The organism is Pedobacter sp. T50_32 (genome assembly GCF_057652195.1).
In genome coordinates, this window is sequence record NZ_JBYFBY010000002.1 from 983,908 (window position 1) to 1,002,791 (window position 18,884).

At 37.5% G+C, this 18,884-nt stretch carries 17 protein-coding genes; 9 read left to right on the top strand and 8 right to left on the bottom strand.

Annotated elements, in window-relative coordinates; translation table 11 throughout:
- Nucleotides 1–110 precede the first annotated feature (110 nt).
- Genes AC23ME_RS09585 through AC23ME_RS09595 form a run of 3 tightly spaced genes read left to right on the top strand, consistent with a single transcriptional unit; the run spans nt 111 to nt 3,909 of the window.
- Nucleotides 111–2,543, top strand: a complete 2,433-nt coding sequence (locus tag AC23ME_RS09585) for a penicillin acylase family protein (protein WP_487727538.1) — start codon at nt 111–113, stop codon at nt 2,541–2,543.
- A gap of 3 nt (nt 2,544–2,546) precedes the next feature.
- Nucleotides 2,547–2,897, top strand: coding sequence for a hypothetical protein (locus AC23ME_RS09590; protein WP_487727539.1), 351 nt, complete (start codon nt 2,547–2,549; stop codon nt 2,895–2,897).
- A gap of 25 nt (nt 2,898–2,922) precedes the next feature.
- Nucleotides 2,923–3,909, top strand: coding sequence for a LuxE/PaaK family acyltransferase (locus tag AC23ME_RS09595; RefSeq protein ID WP_487727540.1), 987 nt, complete (start codon nt 2,923–2,925; stop codon nt 3,907–3,909).
- A gap of 51 nt (nt 3,910–3,960) precedes the next feature.
- Here the strand turns inward: AC23ME_RS09595 and tyrS are convergent, their stop codons facing one another.
- The gene (gene tyrS, locus AC23ME_RS09600; RefSeq protein WP_487727541.1) at nt 3,961–5,247 is read right to left on the bottom strand and encodes a tyrosine--tRNA ligase; all 1,287 of its coding nucleotides are present in this window, start codon (nt 5,245–5,247) and stop codon (nt 3,961–3,963) included.
- A 187-nt stretch (nt 5,248–5,434) separates the two neighbouring features.
- Here tyrS and AC23ME_RS09605 point away from each other — a divergent pair, with 187 nt between their 5' ends.
- From AC23ME_RS09605 to AC23ME_RS09615, 3 genes are all read left to right on the top strand, one after another.
- Nucleotides 5,435–6,106: an ACP phosphodiesterase gene (locus AC23ME_RS09605; protein WP_487727542.1), complete on the top strand. Its 672-nt coding sequence runs from the start codon at nt 5,435–5,437 to the stop codon at nt 6,104–6,106.
- A gap of 3 nt (nt 6,107–6,109) precedes the next feature.
- Nucleotides 6,110–7,189 (top strand): putative type IX sorting system protein PorV2, encoded by a 1,080-nt coding sequence (locus AC23ME_RS09610; RefSeq protein ID WP_487727543.1) that lies wholly within the window; start codon nt 6,110–6,112, stop codon nt 7,187–7,189.
- Nucleotides 7,190–7,555: 366 nt separating this feature from the next.
- Nucleotides 7,556–8,569, top strand: coding sequence for a zinc-binding alcohol dehydrogenase family protein (locus AC23ME_RS09615; RefSeq protein ID WP_487727544.1), 1,014 nt, complete (start codon nt 7,556–7,558; stop codon nt 8,567–8,569).
- Nucleotides 8,570–8,614: 45 nt separating this feature from the next.
- On the opposite strand, the gene AC23ME_RS09620 is transcribed toward AC23ME_RS09615, so the two are convergent.
- The 4 genes from AC23ME_RS09620 to AC23ME_RS09635 all read right to left on the bottom strand — a co-directional run bounded on the left by AC23ME_RS09620 (nt 8,615) and on the right by AC23ME_RS09635 (nt 12,076).
- The gene (locus AC23ME_RS09620; RefSeq protein WP_487727545.1) at nt 8,615–8,998 is read right to left on the bottom strand and encodes a Fur family transcriptional regulator; all 384 of its coding nucleotides are present in this window, start codon (nt 8,996–8,998) and stop codon (nt 8,615–8,617) included.
- A gap of 73 nt (nt 8,999–9,071) precedes the next feature.
- On the bottom strand, nt 9,072–10,034 hold the full coding sequence (locus AC23ME_RS09625) for an AAA family ATPase (protein ID WP_487727546.1): 963 nt from the start codon (nt 10,032–10,034) through the stop codon (nt 9,072–9,074).
- Nucleotides 10,035–10,037: 3 nt separating this feature from the next.
- Entirely contained in the window at nt 10,038–11,417 is a 1,380-nt protein-coding gene (locus tag AC23ME_RS09630; protein ID WP_487727547.1) for a peptidylprolyl isomerase, read from the bottom strand.
- Nucleotides 11,418–11,485: 68 nt separating this feature from the next.
- Nucleotides 11,486–12,076, bottom strand: a complete 591-nt coding sequence (locus tag AC23ME_RS09635) for a hypothetical protein (protein ID WP_487727548.1) — start codon at nt 12,074–12,076, stop codon at nt 11,486–11,488.
- A gap of 95 nt (nt 12,077–12,171) precedes the next feature.
- On the opposite strand from AC23ME_RS09635, the gene AC23ME_RS09640 reads away from it, so the two are divergent.
- The gene (locus tag AC23ME_RS09640) at nt 12,172–12,786 is read left to right on the top strand and encodes a hypothetical protein (RefSeq protein WP_487727549.1); all 615 of its coding nucleotides are present in this window, start codon (nt 12,172–12,174) and stop codon (nt 12,784–12,786) included.
- On the top strand, nt 12,786–13,358 hold the full coding sequence (locus tag AC23ME_RS09645; protein WP_487727748.1) for a non-canonical purine NTP diphosphatase: 573 nt from the start codon (nt 12,786–12,788) through the stop codon (nt 13,356–13,358). Before AC23ME_RS09640 ends, AC23ME_RS09645 begins: the two co-directional genes overlap by 1 nt.
- 203 nt (nt 13,359–13,561) lie before the next feature.
- Here the strand turns inward: AC23ME_RS09645 and AC23ME_RS09650 are convergent, their stop codons facing one another.
- Both AC23ME_RS09650 and AC23ME_RS09655 read right to left on the bottom strand, forming a co-directional pair.
- The gene (locus tag AC23ME_RS09650; RefSeq protein ID WP_487727550.1) at nt 13,562–15,379 is read right to left on the bottom strand and encodes a serine hydrolase domain-containing protein; all 1,818 of its coding nucleotides are present in this window, start codon (nt 15,377–15,379) and stop codon (nt 13,562–13,564) included.
- A gap of 53 nt (nt 15,380–15,432) precedes the next feature.
- A complete protein-coding gene (locus AC23ME_RS09655; protein ID WP_487727551.1) occupies nt 15,433–17,091 on the bottom strand; it encodes an amidohydrolase in 1,659 nt (552 codons plus the stop codon).
- A 365-nt stretch (nt 17,092–17,456) separates the two neighbouring features.
- Between AC23ME_RS09655 and AC23ME_RS09660 the strand changes: the two genes are divergently transcribed.
- The gene (locus AC23ME_RS09660) at nt 17,457–18,338 is read left to right on the top strand and encodes a glycerophosphodiester phosphodiesterase (protein ID WP_487727552.1); all 882 of its coding nucleotides are present in this window, start codon (nt 17,457–17,459) and stop codon (nt 18,336–18,338) included.
- Here the strand turns inward: AC23ME_RS09660 and AC23ME_RS09665 are convergent.
- Entirely contained in the window at nt 18,331–18,837 is a 507-nt protein-coding gene (locus tag AC23ME_RS09665; protein WP_487727553.1) for a cytidine deaminase, read from the bottom strand. The genes AC23ME_RS09660 and AC23ME_RS09665 overlap by 8 nt on opposite strands.
- Nucleotides 18,838–18,884: the final 47 nt, after the last annotated feature.

Sequence of the window (18,884 nt, forward strand, 5' to 3'; positions counted from 1 at the left end):
TAGCATTTAATGAAAATATAAATTAGTTTTAGCTAATAGTTATTTATAATTAAATTGGCTGCTGACTTTTGATTTGACATAGAGAACAGAACCAAAATAACCTTTACCAAATGAACAGAGTTAAAGCATTGATTTGCATCATCATACCCATACTTTTAGGATACGCATTAAATACTAAGTTCGGTGACCTTCCGCCGCTGCTAAAATTTTTAAATCCTTTTACTGGATTTTGGCAGAACGCGGAAAGTATGTCGCCCAAGAAGAATAAAAAACTAGTACTTAAAAATGCTAAAGATAAAATCGAGATTGCTTTTGATGACCGGATGATACCTCACGTATTTGCGCAAAACGACCACGATCTTTATTATGCGCAAGGTTATGTTACTGCTATGCATCGCCTTTGGCAAATGGATTTCCAAACCCGCTTTGCTGCCGGAAGAATTTCTGAAGTAATTGGTGCTAAAGCCATCGAAGTAGATAAATACCAGCGTAGAATGGGAATGATGTATGGTGCAGAAAATTCACTTGAAGGAATGATGGCCGACCCAGAATCTAGAGAAATGTTATTAGCTTATACAGCGGGTATCAATGACTATATCAAATCTTTAGATAGACGTAAACTTCCAGTAGAATATAAACTGCTCAATTTTAAACCCGAACCGTGGTCACCAGTAAAATGTGCATTACTGCTTAAGCAAATGTCGGCTGTATTGGCAATGGGTTCCGACGAGTTCTACATGACTAACATCCTCAACAAATACGGACCAGAAATTACTAAAGACCTATTTCCAGATTATCCTTTTAAAGAAGATCCAATTATTCCTGTTGGCACAAAGTGGGATTTCAAACCACTTCCAATACCATCTACGCCTAAATCTTTTACAGAAATGATGAGTACCAATATTGCCACCAAACAAAAAGTTGAGGGCATTGGTAGTAATAATTGGGCAGTTTCGGGCATTAAAACAGCTTCTGGATTTCCGGTTTTAGCTAACGACCCGCACCTAGACCTCACTTTACCTTCTATTTGGTACCAAATTCAACTACATGCACCAGGCATCAATACTTATGGTGTTTCGCTTCCAGGTGCACCAGGGGTCATTATTGGGTTTAACCAAAATATAGCTTGGGGCGTAACCAATGTGGCTGCAGATGTTTTAGATTTTTATCAGATTAAATTTAAGGATAACAAACATCAAGAATATTGGTACAACAACAAGTGGAATGCAACCAAACCTCGCTACGAAACCATAAAAATAAAGGGCGCAAAAGATATTGTTGATACTGTATTGTATACGCACCACGGACCAATAGTATACTTCCAGAAGCCTAATTATGGCCGAGCAAACAATGTTCCTACAGGTAGTGCATTACGTTGGATAGCTCATGAAAAATCAAATGAACTAAAAACATTTTATTTGATGAACCGTGGAAAAAATTATAATGACTATCGCAATGCCTTACCTCATTTTACTGCGCCTGCGCAAAACTTCATTTTCGCAAGTGTAGATAATGATATTGCTATTACGCCAAATGGAAGGTTTCCACTAAAATGGAAAAATCAGGGCAAATTTATTTTAGATGGTAGCGACCCAAGTAACGACTGGCAAGGATGGATCCCTGCATCGCAAAATCCAACGGTTAAAAATCCGCCACGTAACTTTGTGAGTTCGGCAAATCAGTCTTCTACAGATCCAACTTATCCTTATTACATTAACTGGGAGTTTTCTCCTTACGAGCGAGGAAAGCGAATTAACGACAAACTGACGGCGATGAAAAACATTACTGCAGACAGTATGCGCAACTTGCAAATGGATTCGTACAGTATCATGGCCGAAAATCTAATACCTCATATTTTACCTCTGGTAGAAAATACTGCGCTAAATGCAACACAAAAAGAGTCATATAATTTAGTCACAAAGTGGAATAAATATTTCGATGCCAAATCAATTGCTGCAAGTGTTTTCGATCTTTGGACGAAACGTTTAGCTACCGAAATTTGGGAAGACGATTTTGGAGACAAAAATGTACCTATGCGTTACCCATCTAGAGACCGTACCGTTGAACTTATCCAGAAAAATCCCAAATCGCGATGGTTCGATAATGTTAAAACTTCTAAAAAAGAAACCTTAGCAGACTTAGTTAATTCTTCTTTCAAATATGCTTGCGATAGCTTAGAGCGTAAATACGGTCCAATTGGCGAAGAATGGCAATGGGGAAATTTTAAAAACTCAAATGTGCCTCACCTCGCTAAAATACCAGGCTTTGGTTCAAAAAAATTAGTTACCGGAGGTTCAAAAAGTACCGTAAATGCTTTATCAGAAACTAATGGCCCTTCGTGGCGAATGGTGATTGAATTAGGTAAAACCCCGAAAGGTCATGGCGTTTATCCAGGCGGGCAATCTGGAAATCCTGGCAGTCCGTTCTATGATAATATGATTGACACTTGGGCAGAAGGTAAATTATATGACCTTTTCTTCATGCAATCTCCTGACGATAAGGGAGGAAAAATAATTTCTCGTTATAAAATTTCAAAAAAATAGACAATGGTTTTTATAGTTATACTTATTCTATCTTTTGTGCTACAAAGCTTTTTTCCTTGGTGGACAATTATTGTAGTATCATTTGCAACCTGTGGCATTATAGGAAAAACTAGCAAAATTTCATTTTGGCAGCCATTTTTTGCAATCTTAGTATTATGGACAGCGATGGCTTTGTACAAAAGTTTTCCTAATAATCACATTTTAGCTGGGCGTGTTTCTGAAATGTTCGGTTTAAAGGTTTGGCCAGCAATTTTGGCTGTAACAGCAATTATTGGCGGACTGGCAGCTGGAATTAGTGGTTTATGCGGCTACCATTTTAGAAAGTCAACCATTAAATCTAAAGCCAAAGCTTAATCAATAAAAATTGTATTTTTGCCCAGTGAATATCAGTACTGGGCAAATTTTTTCTATTAGCAACGACCGCAAATTTAACGATGTTGCATTAAGTGTTTTCCAACATCAAGCGGAAAATTGTGACATCTACAGACAGTACATTTCACATCTAAAAATCGATCCCAAAAAAATTGATAGTTATACCGAAATTCCATTTTTACCAATCAGTTTTTTCAAGTCCCACTCGGTTACTTCTTCAAATAAACCAGTAGAAATCACTTTCAGCAGTTCTGGAACTACTGGACAGATTACCAGCAAACACTTGGTTCAAGATTTGTCTATCTATGAGCAGAGCTACAACAAGGCATTCGAATCATTTTATGGCAAAGCCGATGATTATTGCATCTTAGCCCTGCTTCCGTCCTATTTAGAGCGAGATGGTTCTTCTTTAATCTATATGGTTGATGACTTGCTAAAGCAAAGCACGCATCCTAAAAGCGGATATTTCCTTCATAATCACGAAGAACTTCATCAAGTTTTGGAGAAGCTGAAATCGGCAAAACAAAAAACTTTGCTAATTGGGGTTACTTATGCCTTGCTAGATTTTACAGAGCAATATCAAATTAATTTCCCCGAACTTATTGTAATGGAAACCGGTGGTATGAAAGGCAAAAGAAAAGAAATGGTACGTGCCGAGCTTCATCAACTGCTTTGTGCATCTTTTGGTGTAAAGCATATTCATAGCGAATACGGAATGACAGAATTGCTGTCTCAGGGTTACTCAAAAGGCAACGGCATTTTTGAATGTCCACCTTGGATGAAAATTTTATTAAGAGACACTTCCGATCCTTTGAGTATCTTATCGTCAACGCACATCACTGGCGGCATCAACGTCATTGATTTAGCAAACATCAACTCTTGTTCATTTATCGCTACGCAAGATTTAGGTAAAATACACGGAGAAAATCAATTTGAAATAATGGGCAGGTTTGACAATGCCGATATTAGAGGCTGCAACCTGCTAGTACAATAAAACAAAAAAGCCGTATCAGAATAGATATGGCTCTCTTTTTATCATTAGAAATTACTCTGCTATAATCAAAAAGTAATTTTTCTTTCCTTTTTGAACTACCAAAAATTCATCATTTATCAAATTCTCGGTAGAGAAAGTTGTATTTAAATCAGCTACTTTATTTTTATTGATGCTTAAACCACCACCTTGTAGAGTTTTTTTCACTTCTCCTTTTGATGGGAAAACGGTTGTTTTTTCTGCCAATAAAGAAGGCGTATCTATTCCGGCAGCTAAATCAGCTTTTGAAATTTTAAACTGTGGAATACCATCAAAAATATCTAATACTTCTGCAGCGCTAAGTCCATTTAAAAACTCCAATGAGCCGTTACCGAACAAAAACTCTGAGGTTTTGATAGCTGTTTCCAAAGCCTCTTCCGAGTGAGTTTTTACAGTAATATCTTCAGCTAATGCTTTTTGTAAAATCCGCAAATGTGGTGCTGCGTCATGTTCAACTTCTAAAGCTTCAATTTCTACTTGCGTTTTTAGCGTAAAAATCCTGATCCATTTTTTAACATCATCATCAGACGCATTTAACCAAAATTGGTAGTATTTGTATGGAGAAGTTTTTGCAGGATCTAACCAAACTGCACCACTTTCAGTCTTACCAAATTTAGTACCATCCGCTTTTTTAATTAACTGCGTAGTAATTGCGTAAGCTGTTCCTTGATCCTTTCTTCTGATCAACTCAGTTCCCGTAACAATATTTCCCCATTGATCCGAACCACCCATTTGCACCAAACAGTTGTTATTTTTCCATAAATAATAGAAATCATAACCTTGTATCAATTGGTAGCAAAACTCGGTAAAAGACAAACCAGAATCGCCTTCCAAACGTCTTTTTACACTATCTTTCGCCATCATGTAGTTTACGGTAATGTGTTTACCTACATCTCTGATAAACGTAAAAAGGTTCATATCCTTAAACCAATCGGCGTTGTTTACCATAACCGCACCATTGCCAGCATCCTCAAATTTTAAGAATTTGGCCAACTGAGTTTTCATTCCCTTGAGGTTATGCTCAATCATTTCTGGCGTTTGTAAGTTACGCTCATCAGATTTACCAGATGGATCGCCAACCATACCCGTAGCGCCACCAACTAAAGCAAAAGGCTTGTGCCCAGCTCTTTGAAAATGGATTAAAGTCATGATTTGCGTTAAATGACCAACATGTAGCGAATCAGCTGTCGGATCAAAACCAATATAACCAGAAGTCATACCTTCATTTAGTTTCTCTTCAGTATTAGGCATAATGTCGTGCAACATGCCTCTCCAACGTAACTCTTCTACAAAATTTGTCATTTTTTAAACGATTTTAGGGCACAAAGATAGTTTTTAAAGGCGAAAGCTAAAAGAGATCGAATTTCTTAAAGTCATCTGCCAAAATTCAGCCAATGAACTATCTAACTTCCCTCTATTAACTATCAACTATGAACAATTGAACCAATGAATTAATGAACTACTAAATTAAGATGGCTATATTTACAATATGAACTTCCTTTCGCATTTTTATTTCGACAGAAACACACCAAACGCAAATATTGTGTTAGGTACTATTTTGCCCGATCTTTTGAAAAATGCAAACAAAACTTGGAATGCCCATCCAGAAAAACACGCTGAACTTTTTGAAAAAGATGGTTTAGATACGTTGCTCGAAGGTTGGAAAAGACATCTGGAGGTAGATTTGATTTTTCACTCCTCAACATTTTTTAATGAAAAGATGCAGGAACTCAAACAACTCCTAATTCCAATTTTAAAAGATAGCGTTGTGCGACCTTCTTTTTTAGCACATATCGGGGTTGAACTTTTGTTAGACCATCTTCTTATCGAACACCAAAAAATTAATATCAATGCTTTTTACGATAACCTCGAAAAAGTTAACGACAAAGATTTAACGAACTTCTTAACTAAGTGCGAAATCGAAAATACTGAGCATTTTTTCAAGTTTTTCAACAGCTTTAAATCCAGTAGATATTTGCTCAGTTATCAGAAATTAGAAAATATCAGCTATGCTTTACAACGCATTTGCATGCGCTTATGGGAGCATCCTTTTACCGAAAAAAACACTTACGATTTAACTTCTGTGCTCGAATTTTATAAAATCCAACTAGAAGTAGATTTTATGGTTATATTTGATGAAATTGAGAGTCGCTTAACATAAACCATGCGCAAGTATCAGCTACTTATTATCTTATCTTTTTTCGCGGCTTCGGCAAATGCCCAAAGAAAATACAGCAACGAGTTCCTTAATATTGGCGTTGGCTCTACAGCATTTGGCATGTCGGGCTCGGTAGTGGCAAATGTTAACGATGTAACAGCTGGCTACTGGAACCCTGCCGGTTTAGCTCGTATGGAAACTCCGCGACAAGCAAGTTTTATGCACTCAGAATATTTTGCGGGTATCGCTAAATACGATTATGGCGCTTTTGCAACATCTGTACAAGATAATACTGCTGTAATTGGCGCATCAGTATTGCGTTTTGGAGTAGATGATATTCCAGATACTTCTGAATTAATTGATGCAGATGGGAATATCAATTACGATAGGGTAAAGAAATTTTCGGCGGCAGATTATGCTTTCATCTTCTCTTACGCTCGTAAGAAAGGTAAAAATGGTATTGGCAATACCGACGGGCTAAGTTACGGCGCCAACGTAAAAGTGATACACCGTTTGGTTGGCGAGTATGGCAAATCTTGGGGCTTCGGCTTAGATGCCGGCGTTCAATACAAAAAAGGCAAATGGATTTTAGCCGCCGTTGGTAAAGACATTACTTCAACTTTCAACTCTTGGAGCTACAACGCAGATAAACTTTCTACCGTTTACGCTCAAACAGGCAACGATATCCCCAAAAGTTCAACAGAAACAACCAATCCGCGTATTGTTTTAGGTGCTGCCTATGCTACACCAATTAACGAGAAATTTAACATTATGGCCGAAACTAATGTTAATCTCACTACCGATGGGCAAAGAAATGTTTTAGTAAGTGCGGACCCTGTCAGTGCAGACCCAACTATCGGATTATCTGTGGATTTTAAGAAAACTATTTTTTTACGTGGTGGTCTAGGCAATATCCAAAAATCAACTGACTTTACTGGAAAGCAGATACACACCTACCAACCTAATATGGGCGTAGGGATCAAAATCAAAAATTTCTCGCTAGACTATGCCCTAACAAACGTTGGCAATAGTTCTGATGCCCTTTACAGCAACGTTTTTTCTATAAGACTAGACTTCGAAAAATAAAATTTGAAAAGCAGAAATTTTACTGCTATTTACGGATAGTCCTGCTTTACATTTCAATTTTTTTTGTGCTCGTCCAATCGTCATTTCGAACGCAGGGAGAAGTCTGTTAATTAGAATTAGTTAACTAACGGATGACACAACAAAAAAGATTTCCATTGCAATCAGGTTTATGACACAAAAGTACTGCTATAACGAAACCCCACTCAATGGACACCTCACGACATGCCGGGAGGAAAATGCAAATCAATCCCCTTCTTCCAGAGGAGTGGTCGAAGACCGGGGTGTCTTAAAAATTAGCATAAAACAACTTTATGATGACAAGGTATTTAACTTCCGATACTAAATTTGTTTTAAACCTTTAACATCATGAAAGCAGTAGGATTTAAAACTTCCCTTCCCATAGCAGCAGCAAACAGTTTCATTGATTTTGAAACCGAAAAACCGAACCCTCAAGGACACGAGCTTTTAGTAAAAATAAATGCTATTGCAGTAAATCCAGTAGATTATAAAATTAGACAAAACGCTTTAAAAGACACTGAACTTGCTGAACCTAAAATTATTGGCTGGGATGCTTGCGGAGTAGTTGAAGCCATTGGCAGTGAAGCATCTCTATTTAAAGTTGGCGATGAGGTTTACTACGCTGGCGATATTACTAAACCTGGCTGCAACGCAGAATATCAACTCATTGATGAAAGAATTGTTGGCAAGAAACCAAAAAGCTTAAGCATTGAAGAAGCCGCTGCAATGCCGCTTACAACACTTACCGCTTGGGAAATCCTTTTCGATAGAATTCGTATCAGTACAGAAAAAGATAAAGGTAAAACCTTACTGATTATTGCAGGGGCAGGTGGCGTAGGTTCTATAGCTATTCAGTTAGCAAAAAAGATTGCCGGCTTAAACGTTATCGCCACTGCATCTAGACCAGAAAGTATTGAATGGTGCAAACGCATGGGAGCTGATGTTGTCGTGAACCATAAAAACTTGCAAGAAGAAGTAAGAAATGCAGGTTTCCAATACGTAGACTTTATAGTAGACTTTGTAGATGCCAATGCTTATTGGGACGAAATGGTAGAGTTAATCAAACCTCAAGGCCATATTGCCTCTATTACTGGTAGCGCAACGCCAATTGCTTTAAACAAACTGAAAACTAAAAGTGCTGGCTTCTCTTGGGAATTTATGTACACCCGCTCTACCTTCCAAACCGAAGATATGATTGAGCAGCATCATATTTTAAATAAAGTAGCTGATTTGATAGACGAAGGAGTTTTAGTTCATACGTTAACCCAAACCCTAACTGGACTTTCGGCAGAAACCTTGAAGCAAGCTCATGAACAATTAGAATCTGGAACTACGATTGGAAAGTTGGCGATTAAGCTATAATCTTATCGTCGCAAATCCACGAAGAAGACTACAACAATTTTGATTTTATAAACCAGAACACTTCGGGCACAGTCCCGACAGTGTGAAGTTTACTTCCTTCACTTGGTACTGCTTCGGTAACTTAAAAGTTGGTTCTACATCATCCAAACAAGTTACCGACTTACATTTTTCGCAACTAAAATGAACATGATTATGATGGTGTTGCTTTTCACAGTCGTGGCATTCGGCATACTTAATCACACCATCTACATTTACAATCCTATGTATGTCACCCTCTTCCACCAGTCTATCCAGCACCCGATAAATAGTAACCCTATCACACAAATCGTTTAAAGCAGCTTGTATTTCTGTATGCGACAAAGCTACTTCCGAACTATGAATAAGCTTTTTGATTTCCGTTTTAGCGACTGTATTTCTCGTAATTTTCATACCAATGCAAATATACGAAATCTCTAGCATCAAAAATTTTGACACCTAAAAGCATACATCGAGATGATAATAATTAGAAAAGGTTTCTGATGATTTGTTCTGTCGTTAAGCCTTCGGCCTCTGCTCTATAGTTACGCACAATTCTATGGCGCAAAATTGCCTCAGCTACGGCTTGTACATCTTCAATGTCTGGCGAGTACTTACCAGAAATAGCAGCATGACATTTAGCTCCCAAAACTAAAAACTGCGATGCCCTCGGACCTGCACCCCAAGAAATGAAATTGTTAATTTCCGCAGTTGCAAACTCACTATTCGGACGCGTTTTCGCTACCAATTTTACTGCGTACTCTAACACATTATCAGTTACAGGAATATTGCGTATCAATTTCTGAAAATATTGAATTTCGCTTGCAGTAATAATTTTCTGCAGCTCTACTTTCTGATTGCTTGTGGTGTTTTTTACAATTGTCAATTCATCAGCAAATGCTGGATAATCTAACGAAATGTTAAACATAAAACGATCTAATTGTGCTTCTGGCAAAGGATAAGTTCCCTCCTGCTCAATTGGATTTTGAGTAGCCAGTACAAAAAACGGTTGAGGCAAACCATGAGTAACACCTGCAGCGGTCACTGCTTTTTCCTGCATCGCTTCTAATAATGCAGCTTGCGTTTTAGGCGGGGTACGGTTAATTTCATCCGCCAGAATAATATTAGAAAATATTGGGCCTTTGATAAACTTGAAGTGCCTGTCTTCTCCTAAAATTTCGGCACCTATAATATCGCTAGGCATTAAATCTGGTGTAAACTGGATACGGTTAAAATCGAGGTCTAAAACATTCGCCACTGTTTGCACCAATAAAGTTTTAGCCAAGCCCGGAACGCCTACTAACAAGCAGTGCCCATTACTAAAAATAGCAATGAGCACTGATTTTACAATTTCGTCTTGTCCAATTACAACCTTACCTATTTCGGCTTGTATATTTTTAAATGATTGATGCAGGGCATCAACAGCTTCAACCTCATTTTTAAACTGCATTGGCTATTTGCTTTCTTTATCCTTTTTTACCCAAAGTTTCAATTCGTCGCAAGTTTCAAACTCATCGTCAACTCTAATATAAGTTGTTTCTTTGCGTTTTTCAAACCATTCGCTCATCACCTTAGATTCCTTTTCCTTCTGCGCTTGGTCTTTAAATTTCGGATAATCTTGTTCTAAACTAGCTTTATGTGGTGCAATTTTAGATTTCAAGAAAAATATTTTATAGCCTTCTTTGCCACTTTGCTGATCATTAAATTTTACTGGTTGCGAAATACTTCCAACTTTCATAGTGTCAATAACCACAAACACCGATGGATCTAATTTTTCTACTGGCATTAAGGTAGTTCTTGCAGTTTGGTTATCGGCGTAAAGCATCATACCACCATTGTATTGCGTTTCCTTATTGTCTGAATATAAAGAAGCTCCAGTTGCAAATGGATACTTTTTATCAGCCAAATCTTGATAAATACTATCTGCTTTTAATTTGGTACGCTCTAAACTTTGAGGGGTATTTTGAGGACGAACCAAAATGTGTCTCACGTGCGATTGCTCACCTCTACGCTCAATTACTTGCAAAATATGATAACCATATTCAGTTTCAAACACTGGTGACATTTCTCCAGCTTTTAGCTTAAATGCCCAAGCGGTAAATTCCTTCACCATCGTTTGTCTGTCGATAAAACCATAATCTCCACCTTCCGAAGCAGAACCCGGATCTTCAGAATAAGTTTTAGCTAAGAAAGCGAAATCTTCACCACTCTTTATACGCAAGCGAATAGCATCTAGCTTATCGTAGTATTTTTGTTTTTCGGCTTTGGTTAATTTAGGCTGTAGCACAATTTCACCAACTTCAACCTCTGCACCAATATCTGGCAAACTATCTTTAGGATAAGTGTCAAAATATTTTTTTACTTCTAAAGGTGTAACAGTGGTGTTTTCTGTAATTTTTGCTTGCATTTTTTGTGCAATCAAACCTTCCTTAATATCTGGCCGCATCTCATCTTTATATTGCAATAAAGACTTTTGCAAGAACTGTTCTAATCTTTCCTGTCCACCCATACGCTGAACCTGATAACGCATACGTTTATCCAACTCATCATCAACTTGACTTTCTTCTACAACGATAGAGTCAATTTCTGCTTGTTGTTTTAGAAGCTTTTGCACCAACATTTGCTGCAAAAAATAACATTTAGCTCTTGGATCTGTCGGGTTACCCTGATTTAGATAAATAGCATATTGTTGGTTCAAATCAGACAACAAGATAATATTGCTTCCTACTACCGCCACTACCTTATCCAAATTTGGTTTTGGTTGCGCTTTAACACTCTCTACATTCAAAAACAAGCACATTAAGGCACTTGCTATTGATAAAATTTTCTTCATTAGTATGCTAATTCTATTGTATAATTCGCAAAGTTAAAATTATTAAGCGTAGTAGCTAATATCATAGCCTATTGCTTCACTAATTTCTTCAGCTCTGCTTGGTTAATTTTTATCTTGTATTTAGACCTTAAACTGTTAATCCAATTGGTTTCCAGCTGTTGCTGATAATCTCCTACCACCTGTCCCCTCACCTCATCAAAAGCTTTGCCCTCATATTTTTTTTCGTTGCTGGCAAAGTAAGTTTTCAGTTGTTCAGTATCTTCTTGGGCTTTTCCCCAAATTTTCTGCTCACAAACATTAAACATCAATACGCCTTCTCGGTATTCGTTCATAATAAAAGCGTACTCTGGAGAATCAACAGCAACTTTCTTCTGAGCCTTTAAAGCTTCTTCGTAACCTGCAATTTCTTGCTTATAATCTTCAACTGTATCTAATCCTAGCAATCGTGCCTCGGCAACCTTTAGCTTAAAGTTTACATACAGATCCAAATAGGCTGTCAAATCTTTATAGTTGTAGCTATTTTGCCCAGCATGATTTTTTTGATAAACCCACAAAAATTCTTTGCTACTAATTGGTTTTCCGTTTATGGTAGCCACATTTTGTGCAAATAATAGATTTCCGGCAACAGCAAAAAATAGAACTAAACAGGCTTTTTTCACAAAAGATGCGTTTATTAATTAATGGATAAAAGTAACAATTTAAGGTGCTATAATAAGATATTTAACTAATTTTAACAGAAATTTTTCCATAAAATATGAATAGCAACCAACTTATAGATAACGCCGAAGCTTTACGATTATTTTTTAACGACGATGTTTATTTAGCTGGTGATATTTCTTCTATGGAAAAACCAATCACAGAGACAGTTAAACCAATTTCAGAAGTACCAAAAGCTACTACCGAACAACTAACAAGCACAATTAAAGAAACAGCCGTTAGCCTGCCAAAAATTGAAGAACCTGCAGTAACCTATCAATCTAATTTCGATTTTAAATATCTTGGTAAAAACGAAAAAAGCATCTTAATCTTGGTAAATGATGCGCAAAACCCCGTAAGCACACCGCAAGGAACGGAATTGCTTCGTAAATTAGTTTTGTCTATCAACCTAAAAAACGCAGATTTTGCTTTGTTAAACTATTCAGCCTACGATACTGCAAGATTTGAGCACCTTCATTCGTTCTTTGCTTGTAAGTTGGTCATCTCTTTTGGCGTTTCGGCCCCAACTTTGGGATTGGGACAGCAATTACTACATCAGCTAAATGAACTCAATGAGGTAAGAATGATCTTTACCCACAACTTGCACGATCTTGATACTGACTTAAATGCCAAGAAATCACTTTGGGGCACTTTAAAACAACTGACTATATGATCAACCAATTGGTATTTGCCACCAACAACCAACACAAAACAGAAGAAGTAGCTAAAATTTTAGCACCCAATTACGAGGTTTTAAACCTTAAAGACATCAATTGTTTGGTAGATATTCCCGAGACAGGCGACACCTTTGCAGAAAACGCAACTTTAAAAAGCACCTACGTATTCGAAAACTTCGGTTTAGATTGCTTTGCAGATGATAGCGGTTTGGAGGTTGAAGCACTGAATAACGAACCAGGTATTTATTCGGCCAGATACAGTGGCGTTAAAAATGACACAACCAACCTTCAGCTGCTGCTAAAAAACATGGAAGGGCAAACTAATCGAAAAGCAAGATTTAAGACTGTGATTTCGCTGCTCCAAAACGGCGAAAATCATTTATTTGAGGGAATAATTGAAGGCACTATCACAATAGCTCCGAGCGGCACCAACGGCTTTGGCTACGATCCTATTTTTCAGCCAAATGGCTACGATATCACGTTTGCGGAGATGGATATGAGCGAAAAGAACAAAATTAGCCACAGGGCTTTGGCCATGCAGAAATTGATTGATTTTTTAAAGAAATAGGAAATGTGAGCCAGTAAATCTTGGCTACTTCAGCCCCTCTTTTCGCTTTACTTCGCCTGCACTGCGCTTGGCTTCGTGTTCGCTACAATAGGGTTTATTTAACAAAGGCTACTGCTACGAAGGCAACAAAATTCTGCTTAAAAAAAAGACTTCCGAAGTTAAAAAAACTCCGGAAGTCTGAATTCTTCTAAAAATAACTGCTTCTATTTCTTCCCTTTATCTATCGCTCTGTTAACAACATCTTGTATACGCGGACGGATGTTTAACCTGCCTAACATTTCACTTACGGTTGGATGTACCCTGTTCGATAAAATCACATAAATCATATTACGCGAAGGATCTGTCCAAACACCAATGCCCGTGTAACCAGTATGCCCAAAAGTTTGTGAAGATGCGAGTTCTGATGGATATTTCTTCGTCAAATCGGGATCGTGTCTATCAAACCCCAAACCTCTTCTACTAATGTTAGATTGTTTGCTGGTAAACATTTCTACAGTTTGCGGCGTAAAATATTGCTCGCCTCCATAAGTTCCTTTATTTAACAACATCTGATTGTAGATAGCCATGTCATTAGCCGTACCGAACAAACCGGCGTGACCTGCAACACCACCCTTTAACGCAGCTCCCTGATCGTGCACATAACCTTCTAATAATGTTTTTCTAAATACTTTATCATCTTCCGTTGGTACAATTCTATTTTTCGGGAATCTATTTCTTGGCAAGTATCCTGTGGTCTGCATCCCCAATGGGATATAAAAATTCTTTTGCACATATTCATCTTCAGGCATTTCAGAAATATGTTCTACAATGTCTTGCATCACATACATACTGATATCGCTATACACATAACTTCCCTTAGTTTTAATAGGCGAGTTCAACATCTTAGGCCACATAAAATCATTAAAAAACCCCTTTTTGATGTAGTAATTGTCAGCCACTTTGGTTGGGTAAGCAGCAGATGAATCTCTACTGTAATCCCCTTCCTTCACATAATTATGGAATGGAATATAAGAAATAAATCCTGCTTGATGCAGCATTACATCTCTTACAGAAGTACCGTTCATTGGCGTATTACGAGCTTTTGCTATGTACGAACCAACGGTAGTATCTAATTTTAACTTTTGCTGCTCTACCAAACGCATTACACTTGGTGTTGTTGCAGTAGTTTTTGTAACTGATGCCAAATCAAAAATATCAGTCACGTTATCTGCTTGTAAATTATCATAAGTATGATAACCAAAAGCCTTATTGTAGATTACCTTGCCATCTTTTGCCACCAAAATAACCATACCTGGTGCAGCTTTCTTAGCGATACCTTCGTTAACAATGGTTGCTATTTCTCTTAAATCGTCACTATTCACCCCTGCGTCTTCCGGTACAGTATACTTCAAGCGGGTTGCTTCTGTAATGTAACCAGTGCCTTTTGTATATTTTGTAGAATAAGTTTTTGTAAGCAAATGTTTAGCGGCAATACCTCCAAAAATAAACTGAGGGGCTACCAACGCCGCTTCTTCATTGTCTTCTGGGCTCCAAACTAATGGTGCGTTGATCTGATCAAAAGAAGCCAAAGCATTACCGTTGCCAAAAAGCGAAATCACTACATCCTTAGTTCTAGCTATACTGGTGATAAAGTTCATATACTTACCATTTTTCGCCATCTCCTGATTTACAGCTACAATTATGGTATTGTAGAATTTGATATCGTCTTCTAAGTCATTTAAAGTTGCCGAATCGGCATATTTAGCAGCGTTTAGCGAAGTTACCGCTGCGTATTTATTCAACAAACTATCAAAACCAATTTGATTTTTATAACCTAGATTAATAGAAACAATTCGCTTCTCGGCCAAACCTACAATTGGAATAAATTTTTGATAATTGTTGAGCAACACTGTACCATTTACGGCATCATTAATTTTGTTTAAGCGACTTTGGTTGTGCTTGTGATCTTGTGCGCAAGCAGTTACGGTTAGCACAGCAGTTAGACAAATGGCAAAAATGCCCATCAAACTATTTTTTCTCATTATTCTAAATTGATTTTGGTTCTTTGATAAAGTTATGGCAATCGGCTGGATTATTATTTTTTATTTTTAGAAATCACCATTCCCTCATAAACTTTCTCTCCATTAACGTATGTTTTAATTACTTTATTCTGTAAAATTTGCTTAGCGTTGGCATTCATTAAATCGTTTTCCATGACTACGAAATCTGCAAACTTGCCCACTTCCAAACTGCCTTTCTCCTTTTCCTCAAAATTTGCTTTTGCTCCCCAAATAGTCATCCCTCTTAAGGTTTCTTGTGCGGTAAGTGCATTTTCCATTTGATAACCATTTTTTGGAAAATCATTCGCATCTTTTCTCATTGTAGCCGCATAAAATGTTAGCATTGGACTAATCTGTTCTACAGGAAAATCAGTTCCTAAGGCTATCCAACCATTTTGTTGCAATAATTGTTTGTAGGCATAAGCGCCTTTTACTCGCTCTTTACCTAACCTATATCCAGCCCAATACATATCTGAAGTTGCATGCGTTGGTTGCACAGAAGGAATTATCTTTGCACTTCCGAACAAATTGAAATCGCTCTGATTAACAACCTGGGCATGTTCTATGCGCCAACGTTTATCGTTATCAGCACCTAGAACCTGATTATAAATTTTCAAAATGGCACGATTTGCAGAGTCGCCAATGGCATGTGTGCACATTTGAAAATTGTGTTCGTTTAATTTTTTTGCTACCTTTTCGAAATGAGACAAATCGCTCAACAAAAAGCCCTTCTTGTTAGGCATATCACTATAAGGATGTAACAAGCAAGCACCTCTTGAGCCTAAAGCGCCATCTGCATAAACCTTAAATGAACGTACATTTAACCTATCAGTCTTTATCGCACCGCGTTTCACTAAATAATCGAAGTTTTCTTCATTATCAGACAACATTACGTAAAAGCGCATCTTTAAGTCATCTTTAGATTGAAGTTTTTCGATACCTTCAACATCGTCATAATCTAAACCACAATCAACAATTGTAGTTAAACCAACGGCAAAACAATTCTCTTGCGCCTGTTTAAGTAACTTCAGCATCTTTTCCTTCGTAATAGCCGTACTTTTTTTGCCAACTACATCCACAGCATTATCTATTAAAACGCCCGTAAGTTTTCCATTTTCGGCAATAAATTCGCCACCGGTTAGCTCATAAGCCTTGGTTACTCCAGCTTCGTCCAATGCTTTCTGATTAGCAATAGCAGCGTGGCCGTCGATACGAGTGAGCAATACAGGTCTGTCTGGAAATAATTCATCTAGCTTTTCCTTCGTCGGGAATTTTTTATCAGGCCAATCATTTTGGTCCCAACCCCTACCAGTTAACCAACCTTCTGGCTGGGTTTTAGCAAAGTCAACTAATCGAGATAATACTTCGTTCCATGATTTTGCTTCTGTTAAGTTAGCGTTATTTAAACTCTCAGCATAATTAAAGAAATGCGCATGCGAATCGATAAAACCTGGATAAATCGGTTTACCCTGTGCATCAATTTCTTCCTTGGCAGGATATGTTACCTTGATATCTTGCGAACTACCCAATGCTACAATCTTCCCATCTTTGATAGCCATCGCCTCTACCACCTCAAATCCATCATTAACCGTATAAATTTTTGCATTGAAAACCACTAGATCAGCTTTGTTGTTGTTGCACGCTAAAAATAATGCACACAAGGTTGCCAGCATTAAGGCTCTAAGTTTTATCATTTTATATTCAGTTTAGATCTTCAGGTTTTAAAGATATAAAGTTTAGGAAAAGAAAACCCCTTTTTTGTGCCTTCGGGGAAAAATTACCACGGAAAAAATACACTTAGTAAAATTAAATCCAACTTTTAATTAAAAAACTCAATTATTCAATAATCGGCACGCTTTTAGAGATAAAAGGAGTAACCTAAAGCTATGCAATAGCATTCTCACCTGCTTATGTTAGCGACCGTATCTACCTATGTAAAAACGACATCCTTGGTTAACACTCGCATCTACCTGTGAAAAACTTAATATTCAGATTGTAAAAACTTGTATTCAAAATACATAACTTTACAACTATAAGGTTTAATCGTTTAGTTCCTGCAATGCTCATTGGTTTTAGTCGTATAATTTCCATTCTTTTTGTTTTAGCAGGCTTAGTTACACTTACGAATTCTTGCGGTAAACCAGAACCAATTGAAACCGCCACTAATTTTTTAGGGCACAAAGGGAGTGGTAACAACAATTACAATGACCTACTGATCGAAAACACACTTCCGTCTATTAAAAGTGCCGTAAATAGGTTAGATGGTGCAGAATTAGATATTCAGATGAGCCTAGATGGTACACCCTGGATATGGCATAACGCTAGTTTGAAAGGGTATGTTTGTAACAGCAACTCCCAAGACACCATTCCTAAAATGCGAGATATTGAAATTGAACAAGTGAGAATTTGCCATCAAACAAAACAAGATCACATTTATAAACTAGCAGAAATTTTGAGTTGGAACAATAATGGTCCAGGAGTTTACATTTCGTTAGATATTAAAGTTTCTTTTAGCGCCGCCACATTCAGACTTCACGGAGATAGAAACGGTTATTTAACCCAATTAGCAGCAAGCTTGGCTAGCATTTTCGAAAATTACAGACATACAGACAAAACTTTAGTAGAAGTTGATAGCCAGTTATTTTGCACTAGATTAAAATCATTTCCATCAACCAGAAACATCACCACTTGTTTTATGAGGTACGAGCCCATGCCACAAAAAATAGCTAATGCCGTTCGACTGGGATATGAGGGTTTAAGTTGCAACTATACAGATCCTTCCGTAACCAAAGAAACGGTAGCCGCAGCACAAAGGGCGGGTTTAAAGGTACAACTTTGGACACCCTACTACAGAGATGAACTTAGAAAAGCCTTTGCCATGAACCCTGATTTTGTGCAGACCGACAATATTTACGCAAAACAGGCACTAAACGTTAGGTAGCATTTGCCAACCTATCTTCTACAAATACAAACGGCAATAAACTTTTGATACCTTTTACCTTAATTACCTGTCCGTTTAGGCAATAGAAGATCACTTCAATTGGTGATTTTTGTTTCTGCTCAAATTCTGCCATCACCTGTAGGCAAGCACCACAAGAAGTAACTGGATTCTTAATCGTGAAGTTTTCAGTGTAAGCAGTGATAGCCATTGTTTTTACCAGGGCTTTAGGTTTAGCGGAGCCGATAGCGAATAAGGCTACTCTTTCGGCACATAAACCAGATGGATAAGCCACATTTTCCTGATTGCTCCCTAAAACGATTTCTCCATCGGCAAGCTGAATAGCTGTACCAACCTTAAATTTAGAATATGGTGAGTACGAGCTCTGTAAAGCTTCTTCAGCCCTTATACACAACAACTTATCTTCCAAAGATAGCTCATTTATATTTTCGTATGTTTCGTAAGTGATTTTAAAATCGAGTACATTCATAAACCTAAACATACAAATTAGAATTAAAAATACATCTAGTCGCACATAATTATGTTGGC

Coding starts and splice junctions, on each gene's coding strand:
- AC23ME_RS09585 (WP_487727538.1), top strand. CDS start 111: ATGAACAGAGTTAAAGCATTGATTTGCATCATCATACCCATACTTTTA.
- AC23ME_RS09590 (WP_487727539.1), top strand. CDS start 2,547: ATGGTTTTTATAGTTATACTTATTCTATCTTTTGTGCTACAAAGCTTT.
- tyrS (WP_487727541.1), bottom strand. CDS start 5,247: ATGACAAATTTTGTAGAAGAGTTACGTTGGAGAGGCATGTTGCACGAC.
- AC23ME_RS09605 (WP_487727542.1), top strand. CDS start 5,435: ATGAACTTCCTTTCGCATTTTTATTTCGACAGAAACACACCAAACGCA.
- AC23ME_RS09610 (WP_487727543.1), top strand. CDS start 6,110: ATGCGCAAGTATCAGCTACTTATTATCTTATCTTTTTTCGCGGCTTCG.
- AC23ME_RS09615 (WP_487727544.1), top strand. CDS start 7,556: ATGAAAGCAGTAGGATTTAAAACTTCCCTTCCCATAGCAGCAGCAAAC.
- AC23ME_RS09620 (WP_487727545.1), bottom strand. CDS start 8,998: ATGAAAATTACGAGAAATACAGTCGCTAAAACGGAAATCAAAAAGCTT.
- AC23ME_RS09625 (WP_487727546.1), bottom strand. CDS start 10,034: ATGCAGTTTAAAAATGAGGTTGAAGCTGTTGATGCCCTGCATCAATCA.
- AC23ME_RS09630 (WP_487727547.1), bottom strand. CDS start 11,417: ATGAAGAAAATTTTATCAATAGCAAGTGCCTTAATGTGCTTGTTTTTG.
- AC23ME_RS09640 (WP_487727549.1), top strand. CDS start 12,172: ATGAATAGCAACCAACTTATAGATAACGCCGAAGCTTTACGATTATTT.
- AC23ME_RS09650 (WP_487727550.1), bottom strand. CDS start 15,379: ATGAGAAAAAATAGTTTGATGGGCATTTTTGCCATTTGTCTAACTGCT.
- AC23ME_RS09655 (WP_487727551.1), bottom strand. CDS start 17,091: ATGATAAAACTTAGAGCCTTAATGCTGGCAACCTTGTGTGCATTATTT.
- AC23ME_RS09660 (WP_487727552.1), top strand. CDS start 17,457: ATGCTCATTGGTTTTAGTCGTATAATTTCCATTCTTTTTGTTTTAGCA.
- AC23ME_RS09665 (WP_487727553.1), bottom strand. CDS start 18,837: ATGTTTAGGTTTATGAATGTACTCGATTTTAAAATCACTTACGAAACA.